Origin of the sequence: Luteibacter sp. UNC138MFCol5.1, assembly GCF_900110505.1 — a bacterium.
Lineage (GTDB): Bacteria > Pseudomonadota > Gammaproteobacteria > Xanthomonadales > Rhodanobacteraceae > Luteibacter.
On sequence record NZ_FODZ01000008.1, the window covers coordinates 20,491 to 42,587 of the forward strand.

Annotated in this window: 20 protein-coding genes; 8 read left to right on the forward strand and 12 right to left on the reverse strand. The window is 67.5% G+C overall.

What is annotated here, in order from left to right:
- Window position 1: 1 nt before the first annotated feature.
- The 5 genes from BMY69_RS18060 to BMY69_RS18080 form a co-directional block, all read right to left on the reverse strand.
- Window positions 2–736, reverse strand: coding sequence for an ABC transporter permease subunit (locus BMY69_RS18060; protein ID WP_090180908.1), 735 nt, complete (start codon window positions 734–736; stop codon window positions 2–4).
- The gene (locus BMY69_RS18065) at window positions 733–1,668 is read right to left on the reverse strand and encodes an ABC transporter ATP-binding protein (RefSeq protein ID WP_090180910.1); all 936 of its coding nucleotides are present in this window, start codon (window positions 1,666–1,668) and stop codon (window positions 733–735) included. The genes BMY69_RS18060 and BMY69_RS18065 overlap by 4 nt, the downstream gene beginning before the upstream one ends.
- A gap of 117 nt (window positions 1,669–1,785) precedes the next feature.
- The gene (locus BMY69_RS18070) at window positions 1,786–3,171 is read right to left on the reverse strand and encodes an SRPBCC family protein (RefSeq protein WP_090055034.1); all 1,386 of its coding nucleotides are present in this window, start codon (window positions 3,169–3,171) and stop codon (window positions 1,786–1,788) included.
- A 228-nt stretch (window positions 3,172–3,399) separates the two neighbouring features.
- A complete protein-coding gene (locus tag BMY69_RS18075) occupies window positions 3,400–4,041 on the reverse strand; it encodes a response regulator (RefSeq protein WP_090055035.1) in 642 nt (213 codons plus the stop codon).
- Window positions 4,038–5,303: a sensor histidine kinase gene (locus BMY69_RS18080; protein WP_090180912.1), complete on the reverse strand. Its 1,266-nt coding sequence runs from the start codon at window positions 5,301–5,303 to the stop codon at window positions 4,038–4,040. Before BMY69_RS18080 ends, BMY69_RS18075 begins: the two co-directional genes overlap by 4 nt.
- Before the next feature lie 189 nt (window positions 5,304–5,492).
- On the opposite strand from BMY69_RS18080, the gene BMY69_RS18085 reads away from it, so the two are divergent.
- The 5 genes from BMY69_RS18085 to BMY69_RS18105 are packed head-to-tail and all read left to right on the forward strand — an operon-like array spanning window position 5,493 to window position 8,498.
- A complete protein-coding gene (locus BMY69_RS18085) occupies window positions 5,493–6,089 on the forward strand; it encodes a GNAT family N-acetyltransferase (RefSeq protein WP_090055039.1) in 597 nt (198 codons plus the stop codon).
- Complete coding sequence (minC, locus tag BMY69_RS18090) at window positions 6,086–6,859, forward strand: septum site-determining protein MinC (protein ID WP_090180915.1); 774 nt, start codon at window positions 6,086–6,088, stop codon at window positions 6,857–6,859. Before BMY69_RS18085 ends, minC begins: the two co-directional genes overlap by 4 nt.
- A 33-nt stretch (window positions 6,860–6,892) precedes the next feature.
- Window positions 6,893–7,705, forward strand: a complete 813-nt coding sequence (minD, locus tag BMY69_RS18095; protein ID WP_090055043.1) for a septum site-determining protein MinD — start codon at window positions 6,893–6,895, stop codon at window positions 7,703–7,705.
- A 2-nt stretch (window positions 7,706–7,707) separates the two neighbouring features.
- Entirely contained in the window at window positions 7,708–7,971 is a 264-nt protein-coding gene (gene minE / locus BMY69_RS18100) for a cell division topological specificity factor MinE (RefSeq protein ID WP_090055045.1), read from the forward strand.
- Between the two features lie 8 nt (window positions 7,972–7,979).
- Window positions 7,980–8,498, forward strand: coding sequence for a hypothetical protein (locus BMY69_RS18105; RefSeq protein WP_090180917.1), 519 nt, complete (start codon window positions 7,980–7,982; stop codon window positions 8,496–8,498).
- Between the two features lie 113 nt (window positions 8,499–8,611).
- Here the strand turns inward: BMY69_RS18105 and BMY69_RS18110 are convergent, their stop codons facing one another.
- Window positions 8,612–9,880 (reverse strand): multidrug effflux MFS transporter, encoded by a 1,269-nt coding sequence (locus tag BMY69_RS18110; protein WP_090180920.1) that lies wholly within the window; start codon window positions 9,878–9,880, stop codon window positions 8,612–8,614.
- 113 nt (window positions 9,881–9,993) lie between these two features.
- Between BMY69_RS18110 and crcB the strand changes: the two genes are divergently transcribed.
- Window positions 9,994–10,383 carry a fluoride efflux transporter CrcB gene (crcB, locus tag BMY69_RS18115; protein WP_090180922.1) on the forward strand — a complete coding sequence of 130 codons (390 nt, stop codon included), beginning with the start codon at window positions 9,994–9,996 and terminating at the stop codon, window positions 10,381–10,383.
- Window positions 10,384–10,436: 53 nt separating this feature from the next.
- Window positions 10,437–11,561: a cyclopropane fatty acyl phospholipid synthase gene (cfa, locus tag BMY69_RS18120; RefSeq protein WP_090180925.1), complete on the forward strand. Its 1,125-nt coding sequence runs from the start codon at window positions 10,437–10,439 to the stop codon at window positions 11,559–11,561.
- Between the two features lie 19 nt (window positions 11,562–11,580).
- Here cfa and BMY69_RS18125 read toward each other — a convergent pair whose 3' ends face one another.
- Window positions 11,581–11,865 (reverse strand): hypothetical protein, encoded by a 285-nt coding sequence (locus BMY69_RS18125; RefSeq protein ID WP_090180928.1) that lies wholly within the window; start codon window positions 11,863–11,865, stop codon window positions 11,581–11,583.
- A gap of 148 nt (window positions 11,866–12,013) precedes the next feature.
- Between BMY69_RS18125 and BMY69_RS18130 the strand changes: the two genes are divergently transcribed.
- Window positions 12,014–12,220 (forward strand): hypothetical protein, encoded by a 207-nt coding sequence (locus BMY69_RS18130; protein WP_090180930.1) that lies wholly within the window; start codon window positions 12,014–12,016, stop codon window positions 12,218–12,220.
- On the opposite strand, the gene BMY69_RS18135 is transcribed toward BMY69_RS18130, so the two are convergent.
- From BMY69_RS18135 to BMY69_RS18155, 5 genes are all read right to left on the reverse strand, one after another.
- Complete coding sequence (locus BMY69_RS18135) at window positions 12,195–12,632, reverse strand: hypothetical protein (protein WP_090180933.1); 438 nt, start codon at window positions 12,630–12,632, stop codon at window positions 12,195–12,197. The two genes, BMY69_RS18130 and BMY69_RS18135, sit on opposite strands and share 26 nt — an antisense overlap.
- A 208-nt stretch (window positions 12,633–12,840) precedes the next feature.
- Window positions 12,841–15,276 carry a GH92 family glycosyl hydrolase gene (locus BMY69_RS18140; RefSeq protein WP_090180936.1) on the reverse strand — a complete coding sequence of 812 codons (2,436 nt, stop codon included), beginning with the start codon at window positions 15,274–15,276 and terminating at the stop codon, window positions 12,841–12,843.
- Window positions 15,277–15,300: 24 nt separating this feature from the next.
- Window positions 15,301–16,680 (reverse strand): glycoside hydrolase family 125 protein, encoded by a 1,380-nt coding sequence (locus BMY69_RS18145; RefSeq protein WP_090055897.1) that lies wholly within the window; start codon window positions 16,678–16,680, stop codon window positions 15,301–15,303.
- 53 nt (window positions 16,681–16,733) lie between these two features.
- Window positions 16,734–19,409, reverse strand: coding sequence for a beta-mannosidase (locus tag BMY69_RS18150; protein ID WP_090180938.1), 2,676 nt, complete (start codon window positions 19,407–19,409; stop codon window positions 16,734–16,736).
- Entirely contained in the window at window positions 19,409–22,033 is a 2,625-nt protein-coding gene (locus tag BMY69_RS18155; protein WP_254779190.1) for a TonB-dependent receptor, read from the reverse strand. Before BMY69_RS18155 ends, BMY69_RS18150 begins: the two co-directional genes overlap by 1 nt.
- Window positions 22,034–22,097: the final 64 nt, after the last annotated feature.

Here is a 22,097-nt window from a genome sequence, read left to right on the forward strand (position 1 = left end):
GTCAGCGCGTCCGCTTCAGGTCGAGCACGATGACGCTGGCGCCAAGCCAGGCGACGATCGTGGCGAAGAAATAGACCAGGTCGCGCAGGTCGAGCACGCCGCGCGCGATCGCGTTGGCGTGACGCGAAATGCTCAGCTGGCCCAGCGCGCCGATCAGCCGCGGCGGGAGCGAGTCCTGGAAGAAGTCGACCACCTGCGGCTGGCCCACGAGCAGGAGCAGGAAGCACACCGCCGCGGTCAGGATGAACGCGACGATCTGGCTACGCGTGGACGCCGACATGCAGGTGCCGATCGCGATGAACGCGCCGGCCATCAGCCAGCTGCCGACGTAGCCCGCGAGGATGACGCCGTTGTCCGGATCGCCGAGGTAGTTGACCGTGATCCAGATGGGGAACGTCAGCACGAGGCAGATGCCGATGAACGCCCAGGCGGCGAGGAACTTGCCGAGCACCGCCTGCGCGATCGAGGCCGGCAGGGAGAACAGCAGTTCGAGCGTGCCGGAGGCGCGTTCCTCCGCCCACATCGGCATCGTCACCGCGGGCACCAGCACGAGGTACAGCCAGGGGTGCATGTCGAAGAAGGGCTGCAGGTCGGCGAGGCCGCGGTCGTAGAAATCGCCCGCGTAGAACGTGAGCAGGCCCGCGAGAACGAGGAAGATCACCATGAAGACGTACGCCACCGGGGTGACGAAGTAGCTCCACAGTTCGCGTCGGGCGATCGCCGAGACCGCCGTCATGCCTGTGCCCCGCGCGGCTGCGTCGTGATCTGCCGGAACACCTCGTCGAGGCGTCCCTGCTCCAGCTGGATCTCCGATACCTGGAGGTTCTGCGTGCGCAGCAGCGCCTGGACATCCTCGAGGATCGGCAGGCCGGGCCGCGGGAACACGGTCACGCGACCGTCGAGCGGGTCGACCTCCACCATCGCGACGTTCGGAATGCGCGCCAGCATCTCGCGCGACACGCCGCTGCCCTGCGCGCTGAACGAAACCGCGCCGTGGTAGCGCGAACGCGCCTCGAGCTCCGCCGGGGTCGCATCGGCGAGCAGCTTGCCGTTGGCGATGATCGCCACGCGATTGCACAAGGCGTGCACCTCTTCGAGCAGATGAGTGGAGATCAGGATCGTGCGCTCGCGCGCCATGGCGTCGATCAGCATGCGGACCGAATGCTTCTGGTTCGGATCGAGGCCGTCGGTCGGCTCGTCGAGCATGAGCACCGGCGGGTCGTGCAGGATCGCCTGCGCCAGGCCCACGCGGCGGCGCAGGCCCTTGGACAGCGTGCCGATCGTCTGCTCGAGCACCTCTTCGAGTTCGAGGCGCGAGACCACCTCGTCGAAGCGGCGGAAGGCCACGTCGCGCTCCAGACCGCGCACGCGGATCATGAAGACGAGGAACTCGCGGATCGTCATCTCGCCGTAGCTGGGCGCGCCTTCCGGCAGGTAGCCCAGTGCGCGCTTGGCGGCGAGCGGCTCCTTGCGGATGTCGTGGCCGCAGACGCGCGCCGTGCCGGACGTCGGCGTGAGGAATCCGGCGATCATGCGCATCGCCGTGGACTTCCCCGCGCCGTTGGGACCCAGCAGCCCCAGCACCTGCCCCGGCTCGGCGCGCAGGCTCAGCGAATCGACCGCGGTGAGCGGGCCATAGCAGCGGGTCAGTCGGTCGGCTTCGATCATTGCCGCGAGTGTAACGGGTACGAGGTGTGCTGCGTTCCACCCGGGTCGGACCGTCGCGATCGCAAAAAAAACCCCGCCGTCGCCGGCGGGGTTCTTGCGTCTCGCGAGGCGCGGCGCTTACTGCGCGGCGGTGCCCGCCGGTGCCGGGGCGGTACCGGCCGGGGCCGGTGCCGTGCCCGCGGCGGCCGGGGCCGTCGAGGAACCGGCCGGAGCCGACTCTTCAAGACCCGGCTGCTTCATGCCGGCTTCCTGCTCCGGGGTCTGGTCCGGAATGTTGTCGCCCTGCAGCGGGAGGTAGATCTCGAACTTCTGCTCGTCGTAGCCCTCGATCGTGCCCTTGTTGTTCACCGGCGCCTTCACCTGGATGTCGTAGGCGCGGTAGGTCACGTCGTCGTACTTGTAGCCGTGGGTCTGCGAGTAAGCGGTCAGCATCTGGCGGGTCTGCGGGAGACCGGCGCCCGTGCCGTTCCACTCGGCCTTCAGCGCCTTGCCACCGAAGGCCAGGACGGCCTTGACGTTGCCGTCGACGATGACGCGGCCGAACTTGTCCTTGCTGCCCGGAGCGGCACCGGCATCGGCGGCGGCCGGCGCGGCGGCGGTCGAAGCCTCGGCAGGAGCGGCGGCGTCGAGCGCCGGACGCTGGGCGGCGGTGAGCTCGACGTCCTGGCCGTTGATCTTCAGCGTGGTCGCGTCGATCTCGGCGGCGACGTCGAACGTGTAGTTCTGGTCACCCCAGTTCGTGGTGAAGGTGATGCGCGGACCGACCACGTTCACGCCGAGCTTCTTCGCGGCGGCCTGGATCTCGGCCATCGCCTTGTCCGACGCGGTGTCGACGTCGTCGAGCGTGCGCGGCGCGGTGGTGGAGACCAGCAGGACCGGCTTGGCCGGGGTTTCGACGATCGACGGAACCATCTTGCTGTAGTCGATGTTGGGGATCGACGCCATCAGGTTCTGCAGGTTCGACAGGCTGAACTGGATCAGCGCGTCGGGATCGCCGTGGATGTAGAGGTTCGAGAAGCGGTTGATCAGGTTGAAGCCGTACGAGACGTCGTAGGCCCAGTTCACCTTCACGAGCTTCTGGCTGCGGCCGGTGCGCTCGAGCTTGATCGTGAACTTCTTGTCGTCACCGCGCCAGGCGTTGTCGACGTTCCAGACGATCGTGCCCTTGCCGGCATCGGTGACCTGGGCGAAGTTCGGATCGATCGAGGCGATCTCGAGCGAGCCGTCGCCGACCTTCTCGTCAGCGGCCTTCCAGGAGATCTTGGAGCCGACGCCATAGGCCTTGCCCGACAGCTCGAACTGCACCTTCGGATCGAAGGAGCGCAGGACGGTGTAGTCGGGGAAACGACGGAAGTTGCTGAAAACGTCGTAAACCTGGCGCAAGTCCTTGCTGATCAGCATTTCGCGCTCGACATGTCCGGTCGAGGGCATGGCCACGCCGACCACGACACCGAGTACGGCGACGATGACGAGGGCGACAATAAATTCTAACAGACGCGTCATTCCACGGTTCTCCGAACGTCTCACGAACGGGCTCCACGCACGGCATGGACGCCGGGTGGTCACCCCTGAAGAATCGGCCCGTGGCAGGGGTTCGCCCGCGCCGAAAGAGCCGATGGTACTTGCTCGCGGCGGGGAACGCCATTGGGTTGCCTGCCCTTTTTCGCAACCCGGCACAAGCGGGTTTTCGGCCGGTGTGACGGGGCTTCCGGCCGATCCTGCCGCAATCGGTCAGACGATCCCGAGTTCGAGGGCCTTCAGGACCGCGCGCGTACGGTCGCGTACGCCAAGCTTGGAGAGGATGTTGGACACGTGGTTCTTCACCGTTCCCTCCGCCACGCGCAGGGAATTGGCGATTTCCTTGTTGCTGTAGCCGCCGGAGAGCAGCCGCAGGATCTCGGTCTCACGTTCCGTGAGAGGGTCTGGCTGCTCCAGGCTGGAGAACTGGTTCTGGATCCGGCCGACCCCCGCCAGCAGCCGCTGCGTGACCATGGGGGCGACCAGCGACCCGCCGGCGGCGACGGTCCGGACGGCCTCGACGAGCTGGTCGAGCGAGACGTCCTTGAGCAGGTAGCCGCGGGCGCCCGCCTTCAGGCCCGACAACACGAGCTGGTCGTCGTCGAAGGTGGTCAGGATGATCGTCGGCGGCAGTTCGTTGCGGGCCCCCAGTGCCTGCAGGACCTCGAGGCCGCTCATGTTCGGCATGCGCAGGTCGAGCAGCACGACGTCCGGGCGCACGACGGGAATCTGCTGCACCGCCTGCGCGCCATCGGCGCATTCGGCCACCACGCGGATGTCGCCCGCGAGGTCGAGCAGGGAGCGTATGCCCTGGCGAACCAGGTTCTGATCGTCGACGAGGCAGACGGAAATCATGGGAGGTCCTCGGAAGGAACGGAGAGTGTGGCACGCGGCGCCTGCCCGGACGCGTCGTCCGGGGCGGGCTCGAGGAGCTGTCGCGCGGGCGTATGGGCCAGCGTGGATTCTTCGCCCAGCGGCAGGCGCGCGGTCAGCGCGAACCCGCCGGCCGGGTCGGTCCGGAACGTGAGCGTGCCACCGAACTCGGCGAGGCGCTCGCGCATGCCGTTCAGGCCGTTGCCGGGACGGAACTCGCCGCTTCCGCGCCCGTCGTCGCGCGCGTCGAGGCAGAGTTCGTCGGGGCCGGTGTGACGGAACGTCAGCCAGAGGTGGCGGGCGTTCGCGTGGCGCACGGTGTTCGTCAGGATCTCCTGCACGCAGCGCAGCAGCATCTGCGCGCGGCGGGGATCTTCCACGCCGAAGCGCGGCGGCACCGAGAGGCGGACGTCCAGACCGGGCACCCCCTCGGTCAGGCTGCGCAGGGCCTGCGTGAGGTCGATCGCATCGTCCTGGCGCAGTTCGCTCACCACCTCGCGCACGTCGGCGAGCAGTTGCTTGGCCGTGCTCTGCGCTTTCAGCACGTGCTCGCGGGCGACGTCGTTGGTGAGGTGGCTGGCGACCTCGAGGTTGAGGCTCAGCGCGGTGAGGTGGTGGCCGACCAGATCGTGCAGGTCGCGGGCGATGCGCATGCGCTCGGCGATGCGCGTGGACTCCGCCAGCAGCGCGCGCGTGGCGCGGAGCTCGGAATTCAGGCGGCGCAGTTCCTCGCGTTCCTCCGCCTGCTGGCTGGCGACCATCGAGGCGATGAAGACCAGCGCCGAGAAACCGAAGTACAGGCACGCCTGCATGAGCGCGCTGATCACGCCCCATCCCGGCACCTCGGCGAACACGGGCACCAGCGCCACGTGCGCCACCACCATCCACGCGATGCCCAGCGGCAGGCTGACCAGCCACGGCACCACGGTGGCGACGATGATGAGCAGCAAGGCGCCGACACCGCTCTTGCTGAGCGCGCCGATCGCCAGCGCGGTGCCCGTGAGGATCACGAGCACCGCGACGCGCGTGGCGCCGTTGAGGCGCGCGCCCAGCTGGTTCGTCAGCAGCCAGTGCACCAGGCCGAAGACGAGGTAGCACGCGGTCCAGGCCAGCAGCGCCATGTCGCCGATCGCCCCCGGACCCGAACCGGCCCGCTGCATCGACAGCGGCAGGCCGGCGCACAGGAACACGAAGTACGTCGCGTAGCGAAGCAGGCGGACGTGGTTGAACTGGACCTTGGACATGCCCGCATCATAGGGCTTCGCGCGGCCGGCACCACCTGACTGAAGTCACGTGCCGGCGGCCGGCAAGCGTCGGCTTTACAACGGTTTTACAAGCCCGGCGCGCTCCCCGGCGAGACCCGGGCGTGCCATAATGCCGCGCATTCGGCGGCCCGGGGGTCGCTTTTCCAGATCACTCCAGCGGAGCAACGAATGGCCCTTGCCATCCGCGACGTGCGCGAGCACGACCTGGGTGCCGTGCTGAGCCTCAACAACGAGGCGGGCACGGGCATCCTCGCCACGGACCTCGACCGCCTGCGTCACCTGTACCAGATCGCGCACTACTTCCGCGTGGCCGAGCAGGACGGCCGCATCCTCGGTTTCCTCATCGCCATGCGCCAGGACGCCGGGTACGCCAGCCCGAACTTCCGCTGGTTCCAGGCCCATTACGAAAGCTTCGTGTATATCGACCGCATCGTGATCGCGTCCGAATCGCGTGGCCACGGCCTGGGCCGGATCTTCTATTGCGATGTGCAGAGCTATGCAGAGGTACGCGTGCCACTTTTGACCTGCGAGGTGTTCCTCGAACCCCGCAACGACCAGACCGTGCTCTTCCACGGCACCATGGGCTTCCAGGAAGTCGGCCAGCAGAAGATGGGCGCCGACGGCCCGATGGTGAGCCTCCTCGCGCGCGAGCTGCCCAGCTTCCCGTTCGTGCGCGAGCGCTACCTCGAGCAGGACGGCCTGCCGGCCGTCGACTGGCTGGCCGAGCGCCGGCGCCCGGCCGACGCCGCGGGGGTGGCCGCATGAACGCCCGCGCCGAATCCCTCGAAGCCGCCTGCGACCTGCGCTTCGGCCAGGTGGGCATCGCCTGCGTGCGCCTTCGCCGCGTCGACGCCGCCGCGCTGGTGGAGGAACTGGAACGCCGCGTGCGGTCCGCGCCGCAGATGTTCGCGCGCGCCGCGGTGGTGCTCGATCTGTCGCACCTGCCGAAGCTGCCCGACGACGGCATGGTCGACGCCCTGCTCGAAGCCATCCGCAGCGCCGGCATGCTGCCCGTCGGCCTGGCCTACGGCACCAGCGAGACCGAAGCGCTCGCCGAGCGCATGGGCCTGCCGCTCATCGCCAAGTTCCGCGCCCAGTACGAGCCGGCGCAGGGCGACGCGGCGGCGGCGGTCGCCGCGCCGTCGCGCAGCGAGCCGGTGCACGCGTCGCCCGCCGCCACGCACGACGCCGACACCGGCGGTACCGTCACCGCGCAGCACCACGGCGAGGGCACGGTCCGCTCGGGCCAGCAGGTCTACGCGCGCGAACGCGACCTCGTCGTCAGCGCCACCGTCGCCAACGGCGCCGAAGTGATCGCCGACGGCTCCATCCATATCTACGGCACCCTGCGTGGCCGCGCCATGGCCGGTGCGCAGGGTGACGAATCGGCGCGCATCTTCTGCTCCGACTTCCGCGCCGAACTCGTCGCGATCGCCGGGCATTACCGCGTGTTCGAAGACATGCCCAAGGAATTCGAAGGCCAGGCCGTGCAATGCTGGCTCGAGAATGGAAAACTCATGATCGCGCGGCTGTGACCACAGCCGCCTCGCAATACTCGGAGACATCCCTTGACTGAAATCATCGTCGTCACCTCCGGCAAAGGCGGAGTCGGCAAGACCACCACCAGCGCCTCCCTCGCCACCGGCCTCGCCATGCAGGGCAAGAAAGTCGCCGTCATCGACTTCGACGTCGGCCTGCGCAACCTCGACCTCATCATGGGCTGCGAGCGCCGTGTGGTTTACGACTTCGTCAACGTCGTGCACGGCGAGGCCACGCTCAAGCAGGCCCTGATCAAGGACAAGCGCCACGAAAACCTGTTCGTGCTCGCCGCGTCGCAGACGCGCGACAAGGACGCCCTCACGCAGGAAGGCGTCGAGAAGGTGCTCGACGAACTGACCAAGGAAAACTTCGACTTCGTCGTCTGCGACTCCCCCGCCGGCATCGAGAAGGGCGCGCACCTCGCGATGTACTTCGCCGACCACGCCGTCGTCGTCGTCAATCCGGAAGTCTCCTCGGTCCGCGACTCCGACCGCATCCTCGGCCTGCTCGCGAGCAAGACCCGCCGCGCCGAGAAGGGCGAGGCGCCGATCAAGCAGCACCTGCTGCTGACGCGCTACAACCCGAACCGCGTCGAAGCCGGCGAGATGCTCAGCGTCAAGGACGTCGAGGAAATCCTCGGCATCTCGGTCGTCGGCGTGATCCCGGAGTCCGAGAACGTGCTCGCCGCGTCCAACGCCGGCGTGCCGGTGATCCTCGACGACAACTCGAACGCCGGCGCGGCCTACAAGGACACCGTCGCCCGCATCCTCGGCGAAGAGCGTCCGCTTCGCTTCCTCGAGCCGGTCAAGAAGGGCTTCCTCAAGCGCGTCTTCGGAGGTTGAGCATGGGTATCCTCGATTTCCTGAAGCGCAAGCCCGAGCCGAGCGCAGGCGTCGCCAAGGAACGCCTGCGCATCATCGTCGCCCAGGAGCGCTCGACGCGCGGCGGCCCCGACTACCTGCCGCTGCTGCGCAACGAGCTGCTCGAAGTCATCCGCAAGTACGTCAACGTCGACGTCGAGGCCGTGAACATCAACCTCGAACGCGACAGCGGCCATGAGGTGCTCGAACTTTCGGTCGCGCTGCCCGACGGCAAGCCGGTCGTCTGAGCCTCGCCATGGACGACACCTCCGCCGGGGCCGCCACGGTCCCCGGCAGCGACCCCGCCGACGCGGTGCTCCGCGTCGGCGAGATCGGATTCGACGAACCACGCGCCCTCCTCGCCCGCTACGGCCTGCGCCTCGTCGCGGTCGCCGACGGCGAGCCGATCCCGGGCAGTTTCTGGGGCGACACCGAGGCCGGCATCATCGGCACCACGGTCTACGCCCGCGCGGACACGCCGGTGCACTCGCTGCTCCACGAGGCATGCCACCTGATCGTGCTGCCCGAGGCGAAGCGCGCGCTCGTGCACACCGATGCCACCGATTCCATCGAAGAAGAAGACGCCACCTGCTACCTGCAGATCGTCCTCGCCGGGCAGCTGCCGTCGGTGGGCTCCGCGCGCCTCATGGAGGACATGGACCGTTGGGGTTACACCTATCGGCTCGGTTCCACGCGCGCATGGTTCGAGCAGGATGCGCCCGAGGCGCAGGCGTTCCTGCGTGAGCGCGGGTTGCCTACGAACGCCCACTCGTAGGAGCGCGCCCTGCGCGCGACAGCTTCTCGCGACGAGGTAACAGGTCCTGCGACGCCCGGCCCCCAAAGATGTCGCGCGCAGGGCGCGCTCCTACGGAGCCGGTACGGCCCGGCTCAACCCGGCTCGTTACGCTCGACCTGCGACGGCACGCTCGTCACCGCCACGGCTGTGGCGCGCGCCACGCGACGGCGCTCGATGCGCGTGTACCAGGTCCAGGCACCAAGGCCGATGAGGCACATCGCGGTGGAACCGAGGGCGAGGTCGAGCATGTTGCCCGACAGGGCCGGCGAGAGGACCCCGGCGACCAGCGCCGTGAAGGCGAGGCTGCCGAAGGCCTGCACCGAGGAGACGCCGCCGCGCTGATCCGGGAAGCGATCGAGCAGCAGCAGGGTCAGCGTGGGGAACGCGAGCTGCACGCCCAGGCCGTACAGCGCCAGCGGCAGCGTCGACCACGGCACGCGCGGCGCGTCGAGCACCACGGCGAGCAGCAGGTTGAGGGCGCACGACGAAAGCATCGCCATGTAGCCCCAGCCCACGGTGCGCATCGCGCTGACGCGGCCCGCGACGCGGCCCGAGACGAAGGCGCCCGTGACCATGCCCGTCACGACGGGCACGAATAGCCAGGGGAAGCCATCCGCCCCCAGGTGCAAAAGGTCGCGGATCAGATGCGGCGCCGATGCCACGTAAAGGAACAGGCCGGAGAAGTTGATCGAACCCGCGATTGCCAGCGGCCAGAACGGCCGGTCGCGAACGATGCGGCCGTAGCCTGCGAGCAGCGGCTTCGGCCGGAAGACCGTCCGCCGCTCCTCGGGATGCGATTCGACGAGCAAGTACCCGACGGCCAGCGTCAGCGCCACCGTGAACGCCGACAACGCCCAGAAAATGCCCCGCCAGCCGTCGATCCCGAGCAGCCAGGCGCCGACGATCGGCGCGATCGCCGGCGCGATGCCGAAGATCATCATGACCTTCGACATCATGCGTTGCGCTTCCTCGCCCTGCATGGTGTCGCGCACGACGGCGCGACCCACGACGATGCCCGCGCCGCCGGACAGGCCCTGCAGCACGCGGCAGCCGAGCAGGACGGCGAAGCTCGGCGCCAGGGCCGCGCCGATGGACGCGGCCGTGTAGATCGCCATCGCGATGACGATCACCGGCTTGCGGCCGTAGGCATCCGACAGCGCGCCATGGAACAGGCTCATCACCGCATACGCCATCAGGTACACGCTCAGCAGCTGCTGGAGCCCGACCGCGCTCACCTGGAAGTCGCGACCGATGTCCGGAAAGCCCGGGAAGATGGCGTCGATCGAGAACGGCCCGATCATGGTCAGGGCCGCGAGCAGCAGGGGCAGATAGCGACGCGGGTCGCGGGTCGCGGAGGACATGGTCCTGCAAGGCCGTGCGGGGAAAGATGGGCGAGTATACCTGCGGGGTCCGGCTCGCGGTCAGGCGGCCATCGGCCCATACTCCGTCCATCCCATGTCCACGAGAGGGTCGCGTGAGCTACACCGGATTCCTGGCCGTCGGCGTCGGCGGCACCCTTGGTTGCTGGTTGCGGTGGTGGCTCGCCGTCGCCCTCAACCCGTTGTTTCCTTCCGTTCCGCTGGGAACGCTCGCCGCGAATCTCGCCGGCGGCCTCGTGATGGGCATCGCGCTGGCATTGTTCGACCATTTCCAGGCCTTGCCGGTAGAGATGCGGCTCCTCGTCGCCACCGGCTTCCTCGGTGGCCTGACCACCTTTTCGACGTTTTCGGCCGAGGCGTCGATGCTGCTCCTGCGGGGGCAGTACGCGTGGTTCGCCGGACACGTCGCCGTCAACCTTCTGGGTTCGATCACGCTGACGGTCATCGGCCTCACCGCGACACGTGGAGTACTCAAGCACTTCTAGCAAGGCGCCGACGCCGCGCGGGGCGGCGCACGAGGGTCATAAGGAATCCATCCATGAGCCACGATTCTTCTTCTCTCAAAGCACGTGCGCAGGAGCTGCTCCAGCACGCCGGGATCACCCTCGGCGGCAACCGCCCGACGGACATCGTCGTGCACGACGACCGCACCTACGCCCGGGTCTTCGCCCATGGCTCGCTGGGCTTCGGTGAGGCGTACATGGACGGCTGGTGGGATGTCCCCGACCTGCCGGGCTTCTTCTCCCGCGTGCTCTCGTCGCACCTCGACGACTCGCTGCGCACCCTCGACACGCTGATCGCGCACCTCAAGGCGCGGTTCCTCAACCTGCAACGCGGCGACCACGCATGGGATGTCGGCAGGCAGCACTACGACCTCGGCAACGATCTGTTCGAGGCGATGCTCGGCAAGCGCCTGGTGTATTCATGCGGCTACTGGGCCAACGCCGACAACCTCGACGACGCGCAGGAAGCCAAGCTCGACCTGATCTGCCGCAAGCTCCAGCTACGGCCCGGCCAGCGCATCCTCGACATCGGCTGCGGCTGGGGCGAGGCGCTGAAATACGCCGCGGAGCGCTACGGCGTCAGCGGCGTGGGCGTGACCATCTCGAAGGAACAGGCGGAGTTCGCGCGGGAGCTGTGCCAGGGCCTGCCGATCGAGATCCGCCTGCAGGATTACCACGAGCTCGACGAACGCTTCGACGCGATCCTCTCGGTGGGCATGTTCGAACACGTCGGCGGGAAGAACTACCGATCGTGGTTCGAAGTCGCACGGCGTTGCCTGCACCCCGAGGGACTCGCCCTGCTCCACACCATCGGCAGCAACGGCACGCCGGGCCGTCCCGACCCGTGGATCGAGAAATACATCTTCCCGAACTCGGTCATTCCGTCCATGAGCCAGGTCGCGACCGCCCTCGAAGGCCTCTTCGTCGTCGAGGACTGGCACAACTTCGGGCCGGACTACGACCGCACACTGATGGCCTGGCAGGCGAATTTCGACGCGGCCTGGCCCAGGCTGGCCGGCCATTACGACGAACGGTTCCGGCGCATGTGGCATTTCTACCTCGGCTGTTCGGCCGGCGTGTTCCGCAGCCGGCGCGACCAGCTCTGGCAGCTGACGCTCTCGCCACAGGGTGTCCCCGGCGGCTACCGGGTGCCCCGCTGACGCGGAGCGTCCCCCGAGGTCAGCCCTGCGACTCGGCCACGTTGAAGGGCAGCACGCCCGGGGCGTGGCCTTCGGCGGCGGGGCGTCGCGGCTGCGCCGGGCGCGGCGACGACGGGGCGGTACGTCCGAGCGTGATGTTCTTCGAGGCACGGACCTCGCGGTTGGCGAAGGTCCAGATCTCGCCCGTGGCGGTGATGAACACCGTCCAGTACAGGTCGGACTCCGGACCGTAGTCGATCAGGAAATGGGCGAAGCCTTCGCCCTTGGGCGTGTTCATCGGAAGTGGCGGATTCAGCTGCAGCATGGGTTCCTCCTCGGTGCCCTCATTTGCAGCGAACGCTCGTGGCGAGCGAGTGAACGTGCCGTGGTTCACGCCTCACCCGTCGCGACCGCCCTTTTCTCCCCCGCCCCGGTAAAATGCCGGTCCAGTCACCCAAGCAGGAACACAGGGCGTGCAACGTAACTTCGCCGTATCCGTCGTCCATCCCGGCGGCAAACCCGCGCTCGAGATCGAGTTCAACGAAAAGGTGCACAACCTCGCCGGGGACTCGCTGTGGCTGTCCCTGGAAGACGGCACGTCGGAAGAGGACGCCGAAACCCTGCGCGCCCTGCTGGCCCGCATCGGTCACCGCATCACGGTAACGAACGTACGCTCCTGACCGGAGCGGCCGCGGTGTCCTTCACGGCCACCGCCAGGGGAACCACGTGGGGCGGCAGGCGGTGGTGGTTCACGCCGTGGACCTTGCCGCAGCCCAGGCAATGCCGGATGAGGCCGAGGCCCCGCCGCGCCGCGCGCGGCGAACCGAGCAGGCAACCGCACACATAGCAGCCGGCGATCGCGCCGCGGTCCCAGAGGCGAAGGCGCAGCGTCTGCACCGCGCCGATCGTCAGCGCGACGACGAGCGCGACGCCGAAGGTCCACGCGGGAAGGTTCGAATAGAGGGAAAGCGTGCCGAGGTCGCCCGGCATCTGCTGCGCGGCCTTCAGGCCCGCGGCGGCCATGCCGCCCGCTGCCAGGACGAGAACGCCCGGCAGGTACATCCGAAAGACCATACGCCCGGCGTACGACATGACAGCCCCCTCTCCCTACCGGGTCCTCCCGGCGGTGGTGAGATTGTCGGTTGGGCGGTCTACCGATCGTGAACGGCGCGGACGAAATCGTTTGCGGCGCTCGGTGCGAGCGAGCGATCGCCGATACGATCGGCTCCCACCCTTCGGTAGGGCTGCTTTGGCGGGAGCCGATGGCGGATGAGACAAAAGCCCCACCCGCCTCGGGCACTCAGGCCGTCGCGGGCGCGCCGAACGACGGCGGACGGTCGTCCGGCGCCTTGCCGAACGCCTCGTTGGGCTTGTCGCCCATCACGAACGACAGCGTGCCGCCCGCGGTCAGGTCCTTGTGGGAGATCCAGCTCTTCGTCCAGGGCTTCCCGTTCCAGGTGACCGACTGGATATACGGCCGGTCGGGACCGTTCTCCTTCGTCTCGATCACCAGCGTGCGACCGCCGCCGACCTTCACCTCGGCACGGTCGAGCAGCGGGCTGCCGAACACGTAGTTGGTGCTGACCGGGTCCACGGCATACAGGCCCATCGCGCTCATGATGTACCACGCGCTCATCTGGCCGCAGTCCTCGTTGCCGGGCAGGCCGTCGGGCTCGGGCAGGAACATCGTGTCGAGCAGCATCCGCACGCGCGCCTGCGTCTTGTGATGCGCACCGGTGTACGCATAGAGGTAGGGCATGTGGTGCGCCGGCTCGTTGCCGAACGCGTACTGGCCCACCATGCCGGCGATGTCCGGCGGTGCGTTGTCCGGCAGCACCGGGTCGGCGTTGAACAGTCCGTCGAGCTTCTTCTCGAAGCCCTCCGCGCCGCCGAACAGGTCCATGTAGTTGTAGACGTCGTGCTGGTTGAGGAACGTCGCCTGCCACGCGTTGGATTCGGTGAAGTCGCGCCAGCGCTTCGAGTGACCGATCGCGATCGGATCGAACGGCTGGATCCAGCTGCCGTCCTCCGCGCGCGGCCGGACGAACTGCATGTCCTTGTCGAACACGTTGCGATAGTTCTGCGAACGCTTGCGCAGCAGCGCCGCGTCGTCGGCATGACCGAGCGCCTCGGCCATGTGCGCCACCGCCCAGTCGTCATAGGCGTACTCGAGCGTCTTGCTGACCGCCTCGCCTTCCTTGTCGCTGGGAATGAAGCCCATCTTCCGGTAGTACGGCAGGCCGAAATAGTCGTCCTGCATGGCCCGGCGACGGAACACCGGCCAGCCCTTCGCGTAGTCGATGCCGGTGAAGCCCTTCGCCTGTGCCTCGGCCACCACCACCGCGGAGTGGTAGCCGATCATGCAGACCGTCTCGATGCCCTGCAGCGGCCACACGGGCGCGCCGCTCGGGCTTTCCACGGCCAGACGGACGAGGCCGTCGACGAGGTCGGGCACGCGTTCGGACTGGTACAACGTGAACAGCGGGTGCTCGGCGCGATAGGTGTCCCACAGCGAATAGGTGCTGTAGTTGTGGCGGCCTTCCGGCAGCGTGTGGATCGCCTTGTCCATGCCGCGGTAACGGCCGTCGATGTCGCTGAAGACGGTTGGCGCGAGCATCGTGTGGTACATGGAGCTGTAGAACGTGCGCATGACCTTGTCCGACGAGGACTGGATGCGGATCTTCGACAGCTCCTGCTCCCACTCGGCTTCGGCGGACGCGCGGATGCCGTCGAAATCCCAGCCCGGCATTTCGCCGTCGACGTTGCGCATGGCGCCGTCGATGTCCACGCCAGAGATACCGACCTTCACCAGCAGCGGCTCCTTCGACGCGTCGTCGAAGTGCAGCGCGGCCTTGAGGTGGTCGCCCTTCGCGGTGGACGTACCCTTCGGCAGCGCCTTGTCCTCGGAGTACAGCGTGACGCTGCTCACCGGACGCGAGAGCTTCATCGCGAAGTAGATCACGCGGCCGGCGGCCCACTGCCATACGCGACGACCGCCCACGAGCGTGTCGCCGTTGACCAGCGTGAGCTCGGCGTCCGTGACGTTGGCCGGCTTGTCCATCGCGTCGGCGAAGCCGTGCGTGAGGTCGACGAGGAGGTGCGCCTCGCCGCTCTTGCCGAACGTGTAGCGGTGCATGCCCGCGCGCAGGGTCGCGGTCATTTCCGCGAGGATGTCGAAGCGCGTCAGCTTCGCGCGGTAGTAACCGGGATGCGCCTGCTCGCCGGTGTAGTGCGAGCGGTAGCCCTTGACGCCCGTCTTGTAGCCCTTCTCGGCCTTCTCGCCGCTCTGCTTCCTCGCATCGAAGCGCGATACGTAGTTCACGCCGTCGAAGTCGCGATCGCCGGGCTGCAGGAGCACGGGACCCATCGACGGCATCACGAGGAAGTCGAGCATGTCGCTCGCGCCGGTGCCGGAAAGATGGGTGTGCGAGAAGCCCATGATCGACCCGTCGCCCTGGTGGTAACCGGACGAGCCGTCCCACTGCGCGTTATACGTATCGGGACTCAGCTGCACCATGCCGAACGGCCGCGTCGCACCCGGGAAGGTGTGACCGTGGCCGCCCGTGCCGACGAAGACGTCGACGTGACGCAGGACGCCATCGCCGGCGGTGCCGCCGCCGGTCGATGGCGCGTTCAGGCCATCCTGCACACCATGGGCCAGCGCGGTGAGGGAGCCGAACTGACCGACGGCCGTGACGGCGGCCATTCCCTGCAGAAAACGTCGACGGGTAACCATGAAACCTCCAGCGTGGGCGACGCGTCAGACGCGCCGCAGGGTATCGGGATGCTTGTCGGCGAGGTGAACGATCAGCTCGCCGAAGAGGGTGTTCGCCCAGGCGAACCACGAGCGCGTGAACTGCTTCGGGTCGTCCTGGTCGAAGGCTTCGTGCATGAAGCCGGTGCCGGCATGGGTCGTCTTCAGCCAGTGCAGGCACTGGCGGATCTCGGCCGTATCGTCGGTGGTGAAGGCCTTCATCATGATCGACATCGGCCAGATCATGCGCAGGCCTTCGTGCGGGCCGCCGATGCCCTCGCCCGCGCTGCCCTTGAAGAAGTACGGATTCTCCGCGCTCCACACGGCGGCGCGGGTGCGCGCGTAGCGCGCGTCGCGCGGCGTGCACTCGAGGTACGGCAACGCCAGCAGGCTCGGCACGTTGGCGTCGTCCATGAACAGCGTGTTGCCGAAGCCGTCCACTTCGTACGCCCAGTAGTCGCCCTGCGCGCCCTTGATCGTGCCGTACTGCTCGAGCGCGGCGGAAATCTCGTCGGCCATCGCGTTGCATTCGTTCGCGAAGACCTGGTCGCCGAAGAGCGTGCCGTGCATCTGCGCCAGGCGGCGCAACGTGACGACGGCGAACAGGTTGCCCGGAATGTTGAACGGATAGACGGTCGCGTCGTCCGACGGACGGAACATCGCGTGGATCAGACCCACCGGGCGCGTCGGCTGGCCGTAGCCGTCGAGGAACTGGCTCTCGGTCGGCTTGGGCGACGTGCGCTGGAAGTGGTACGGGCCGCGATCGTCCTTGCGCTGCTGCTCACGGAAGGTCTTGACGATCAGCTTCGTCGCCGCGCGCCAGGATTCGTCGAACGGCTCGCGGTCGCCGGTGGTCTGCCAGTAGCCGTGCGCGAGGCGGACGGGATAGCACAGCGAATCGATCTCCCACTTGCGCTCGGCGACGCCGGGGCGCATGTCGGTGTGATCGGCCTGGGCCCAGTCGAGCTCGCTCTTGCCGCGCGGATCGGGCAGGAAGGCGTTGGCGTACGGATCCAGCATGATGCAGCGCGCCTGGCGACGGATCAGCCCGCGGAACAGCTTGCGCAGCTTCTCGTCCTTCGGCGTCAGCGGCAGGTACGGCCACACCTGTGCCGACGAATCGCGCAGCCACATCGCGTCGATGTCGCCGGTGACCACGAAGGTGTCTTCGAGACCGTCGAGGCGGCCCAGCTCGACCGTCGTGTCGAGGGTGTTCGGGAAGCAGTTCTCGAACAGCCACGCCAGTTCCGGATCGCCGATCTTCTTCTTCGTCGACGCGATCAGCGCTTCGACCGCCTCGCTGGTGAACTTGCGCTTGGCGAGCGGCGGGCGCTGCGTGGGAAAGCGCGAGGCGGCGGAGGCACCCATGCTCACGGTCGCGGTCATCGCGACACCGGGCACGAGCGAAAGCCATTTGACGAGGTTGCGGCGGCTGGGATTCAAGGCGTGGCTTCCTTCAGGGCATCGACAAGGGAGCGTACAGACAATGTGCGGCGGAGCGTATCGATATCAACGTCGCCTTTCACGACGATGTCGACACTTTCGCCCGGCAACAGGTCGAAAGCGTTCTCGTCGAGACGTACGTCGAGATCGCCGGTGTCGATCCAGACCGCGCGCGCGAGCCGCTTCGCGGTCACCGTGAGCAGGGTGCGCCCACCCTCGCTGCGAAGTTTCGTAGAGAGCTCCGGACGGGGCAGCGCGAGCGTGCGCGCGGCACCGAAGTAAAGCAGGTGGTGGGCGGCCGGCTTGCCCGCTTCGAGCAGGTCGAACGACACGACCGTCCTGCGCGGGTCGGCACCCTTGAGCAACGTGGCGTCGTCGACGGTGACGGCCTTCGTGCTCGCCAGCGCCGCCGCGCGAACCGGCTGACTCGTTTCGCGCAGCAGCTTGCCCCCCATGTCGTAGACGCGGGTACGCAGCGTGGCATCGAAGTCCGTCGTGCGATCCGAGACCGCGAAGACCTCGGTGCGTCCGTCCCGACGCATCGGGACGACGTCGACGGGCGCGTAGAAACGCTTCGCGTGGAACTGCAGGGCCTTCCAGCGGTTGAAGTAATCGACGCTCGCCCAGGACGCGCCCGGCCAGACGTCGTTCAACTGCCAGTACAGCGAACCCATGTTGCGCGGACGCGCGCTGCGCAGGTGTTCCGCCGCCAGCTCGATGCCTTCGGCCTGCATCACCTGGCTCAGGTAGACGAACGACGCGAAGTCCTTCGGCTCGCCGTATTCCTGTCGGATGTAGAGCAGCAGGCGCTGGTTGCCGTCGCCGTTGGCGAACTTCTGGTGCGCGCGCATCACCTTCGATTCGGGCTCCATGTCCTCCGCCTTCGCGAAGGCCTTGATGGTGGCCATCACCGGGAACGACTGCAGGCCGTACTCGGACTGGAAACGCGGCGTGACGTCGAGGTAATGCGAGATGGGCTCGGAGCCCGACCACACCTTCCAGTAATGGTAGTCGCCGTCGTCGAGCACGTTGGCCTCGCGCTCGAAATCCGTGCCCGGCGAGCTAGCCCAATACGGGACCTCCGGCGAGAGGCTCGTGACGACCTTGCGCAGCGTGTCGCCGAAGAGCACGCGCATGCCGTCCTCGATGCGACGGACTTCGTCGGCGTTGACGAACTTGCGGAAGTCTTCGCGGTCCGGCCACGATTCCCAGCCGGTTTGCACTTCGTTGTTGCCCGCCCAGAGCACGATCGACGGATGGTCGCGCAGACGGGTGACCTGTTCGGTCGCCTCGATACGCGTGGTCTCGCGGAACGCGTCGTCGTACGGCGTGATGGCGCCGCCGAACATGAAGTCCTGCCAGATCATCATGCCCATGCGGTCGGCCGCCGCGTAGAACGCGTCGTCCTGGTACGTGCCGCCGCCCCACATGCGCAGCATGTTCATGTTCGCGTCCTTCGCCGAGCGAAGGATCGCTTCGAGGCGCTCCGTCGACACACGCGAGGGGAAGGCGTCGTAAGGAATCAGGTTCGCGCCCTTGGCGAAGATCGGCACGCCGTTGACGACGAACGCGAAGCCCCTGCCCCACTGGTCCTTCTCGCGACGCAGTTCGACGCTGCGCAGGCCCGTCTCGCGATCCGCCTCCGCCAGCGACGTGCCGCCGGCGCTGACGCTGCCGTGGAAACGGTAGAGATCGGGCTTGCCGTAGCCGACCGGCCACCAGCGCTGCGGGTGGTCGATGGCGATGGGCACCTCGACGTGGTTCTCGCCGGCCTTCAGCGCGACGTCGCGCTTTTCGCTGCCGGTCTTGCCGTCCGGCGCGGTCCAGGCGACGTCGAGCGTCACCTTGCCGGCCTTGTCGGCGCGCACGTCGAACTGCGCGGCGAGCTTGGCCGTGTCCGCGTCGACGTGCCGCTGCGCGATGTGCAGATCGGCGAGGCGCAGGTCGTCCCAGCTTTCGAGGCGCACCGGGCGCCAGATGCCGAGCGTGACGTAGCGCGGACCCCAGTCCCAGCCGTACTGGTAGTTGGCCTTGCGGACGTAATTTGAGGTCTGCTTGCCCTTGGGCTCGTCGCCGAAGGCGGAATCGAATTCACCCGGCAGCGAATAGGGCTGCTTCATCAGCCACGGCTGGAGCCGTGCGATCGGGGATTGCAGGTGCACGGTGAGCGTGTTGCGACTGGCACGCAGGGTGTTCTTCACCGGAAGGCGCCACTGGCGGAACATGTTGTCCGCCGATAGCAGCTTCTTCCCGTTGAGGCTGACCTCGGCATAGGTGTCGAGGCCGTCGAATACGAGATCAACGTGACCACGCGCGAGCGTAGCCGCGTCGACATCGAAGTCCAGCTGGTAGTCCCAGTCGGAGAGGCCGATCCATTGCAGGCCGGCCTCGTTGTCGCGCCAGAACGGATCGGCGATCCGTCCCAGCTCGAGCAGGTCCGTCTGGACCGCACCCGGCACGTGGGCCGGCCGCCAGTCCCTGAACGGCTTGCATCGCGCGTCGCATGCCACCGGCTTCGTCAGGCCTCCCGACGCGCCGCGGAACGAGTCCGCGGCGCCACCGGAAGCGAGCCGGAACCGCCAGCCGGCGGAGAGGTCTTTCTCCACCGGCGTGGCCGCGCCGGCGACGCCGGCGAGAAGCCAGGCCACCAGCGCCAGCGACGCGCGGCGCATCACAGCTTGAAGCCCATCGTGACGGTGTAGGTGCGACCGTTCTTATAGGCGTTGAGCGGCTGCGCCGGGGTGTTGTTGTAGACGAAGTACGTCTCGTCGAGCAGGTTCGTCGCATCCAGCGACACACGGATGTGGTCGTTGATCTGGTAGCCGACCGACGCGTCGAGCTGGCGGAAGATGCCCGTGATCTGCTGCGACTGCAGCTGGGCGATCGACGTGAAGTACGAGGAGCGCCAGCTGTAGGTCAGGCGCGCGCTCCACGGACCCTGCTCGTAGAACGGCGACAGGTTGAACGAGTTCTTCGAGTTGTACGGCAGCGGGAAGTCGTTGCTGGTGTCCGCGTCGGAGTACGTGTAGTTCGCCAGCAGGCCGAAGCCGTAGCGGAAGTTCTGCTGGTAGCTGATCGACGCGCCCTTGACCTTGGCCACGCCGGCGTTGATCGGCACCTGCATCTGGTACACGTCGTCGCGCAGGTTGGTCAGGTTGTAATGCGTCTCGGCGACGTTCGTGTTGAGGATGTAGCCGGAGATGCGACGGAAGAACACTTCCGCTGCCAGCACGCTGTTCTCCGAGAAGTACCACTCGGCGGACGCGTCGTAGTTGGTCGACTTGTACGGACCCAGGTCGGTGTTGCCACGCGAACCGGTCAGGGTGCGGTCGTCGAGCGCCACGTACGGGGTCATCTGCTGGTAGCGCGGGCGGGCCACGGCCTTCGCGGCGGCGAAGCGCAGCGTCAGGCTGTCGGTCGCGTCGTACGCGATGTTGAACGACGGCAGCCAGTCATGGTACGAGCTGCGCTTGTTGACCGGGCCGTACGTGTCGCCGCCGAGCGCGTTGTAACCGTTCACCGTGTCGCGGGTGCGGAAGTAGCGCACGCCGAGGTTGCCGCGGTAGTCGTCGCCAGCGAAGTCGCCCTGGATGTAGAACGCGCGGTTCTGCTCCGCGACGCTGTAGGTGGCCTTCGGATCGAGCGACACCGTGCCGTTCTTCAGCTGCTGGATGTACGCCTTCATCAGGCCCGGATCGATCGTCGTCCAGTCACCCATGTTGCCGGCCTTGCTGAGGCCGTCGAGGTAACCGCCGGGCGTGCCGCCGTGCGCGAAATCCGCGAGCGAGAGGCCGTTGCCGTCCTGCGACGGCAGGCGCGCCGCGTAGGCATCCTGGCCGTCGAGGTGGTTCGTGGCCTTGATGCCGACCTCGATCTGGTTCAGCGGACCCCAGCTGACGTCATGCGCGAAGTCGGCCTGGAAGTAACGCTCGCGATCGTAGCTCGGCGCGTAGCTGTAGCCGGCGCCGTGCAGCAGCATCGCCGTCGGGTTGTCGGCGTTGTTGTAGTTGATCTGCGGGTGCTGGCCCTTGAGGTTCCAGTCGAAGCCGCCGAAGCCCTGGAACTGCGTGTTCCAGATGCCGTCCGAACCGCCGGTGGAGCCGGTGTAGCCGATCTGGCTCGACGCGGTCCAGCCGTCACCGAACCAGTCGGCGCGCAGGTTGGCGACGCCCGTGTTCACGGTGGAATCGCGCTCGTAGCCGTCGAGGTAGGTCGAGGTGTTGGCGTTGTAGCTGCCGCTGGTGGCGACGCCGTTGTTGAAGCCCAGCGCCGTGGCGTTGGCGGCCGAGCCGGACCACTCGCCGTAATGGCTCTGGTTGAAGTTGTTGAACTTCTCCGTGACGTACAGGCCGGTGAAGTTCAGCTCGAACGCGTCGTTCGGCTTCCACTGCAGGCCGGTCGACACGCCGTCGCGCGTGCGGCGCTGCTGGAACCACGCGGTGTTGATCGCGGTCGGGTATACGCCGTGCTGGTCGGGCGGAACGACGGCCGGATTGAACTGGTGGTCGGGGTTCGTGTCGGTGGGATCGTTCGCGCGCTGGTAGCCGAAGATTTCCGTGCCCTGGCGATCGATGATGCGATCGGAGTGCATCAGCGAGCCGAGGACGCCGAAGGTGTTGTCCTTGTTCTTCCAGCTGTAGAGCACGGAAGCGTTCGGCTTGCCCTTGTCGGCGCGGTCGTTGTAACCGTAGCTGACGCTGCCCGTCAGCGTGTTCGCCGGCAGGTCGAGCGGACGGCGCGTGTTGACGATGACGGTACCGCCGATGCTGCCTTCGTCGATGTTCGCCTGCGGGGTCTTGTAGACCTGGGCGTTACCGATGATTTCCGAGGCGAGCAGGCTGTAGTTGAACGAGCGGCTGTCCGGGTTGTTCGGATCCGACGTCCAGTTGGTCGACGCGACGGTCTGGCCGTTGAGCAGCAGGCGGTTCAGCGCCGGATCAGTGCCCAGGATGCTGACCTTGTCGCCTTCGCCGAAGTTGCGGTCGACGCTGAGGCCCGGGAGGTGCGAGAGCGACTCGGCCACGTTCGTGTCCGGGAACTTGCCCACGTCCTCGGCCGAGATGGCGTCGACGATCGAGTCGGAGTTGCGCTTGAGGTCGAGCGACTTCTGCAGGCTCGCGCGGATGCCGGTGACGGTCACGCCTTCGAGATTGGCGGCGTCGGTCTGCGGGGCGGCGGCGGTCTTGTCGGTCTTGGCCGGCGGGGGCGTGGTGCCCGCGTCCTGCGCCATCGCGCTGCCCGTGGCGAACAGGCCGGCCATGATGGCCATCGAAAGCGCGCTGATACGGTGATTCACGTGTAGCTCCTGGGGAGGGAGGGATGCGACGAAGGAGACGACCGCTCACGCGCTCGCCCCCTTC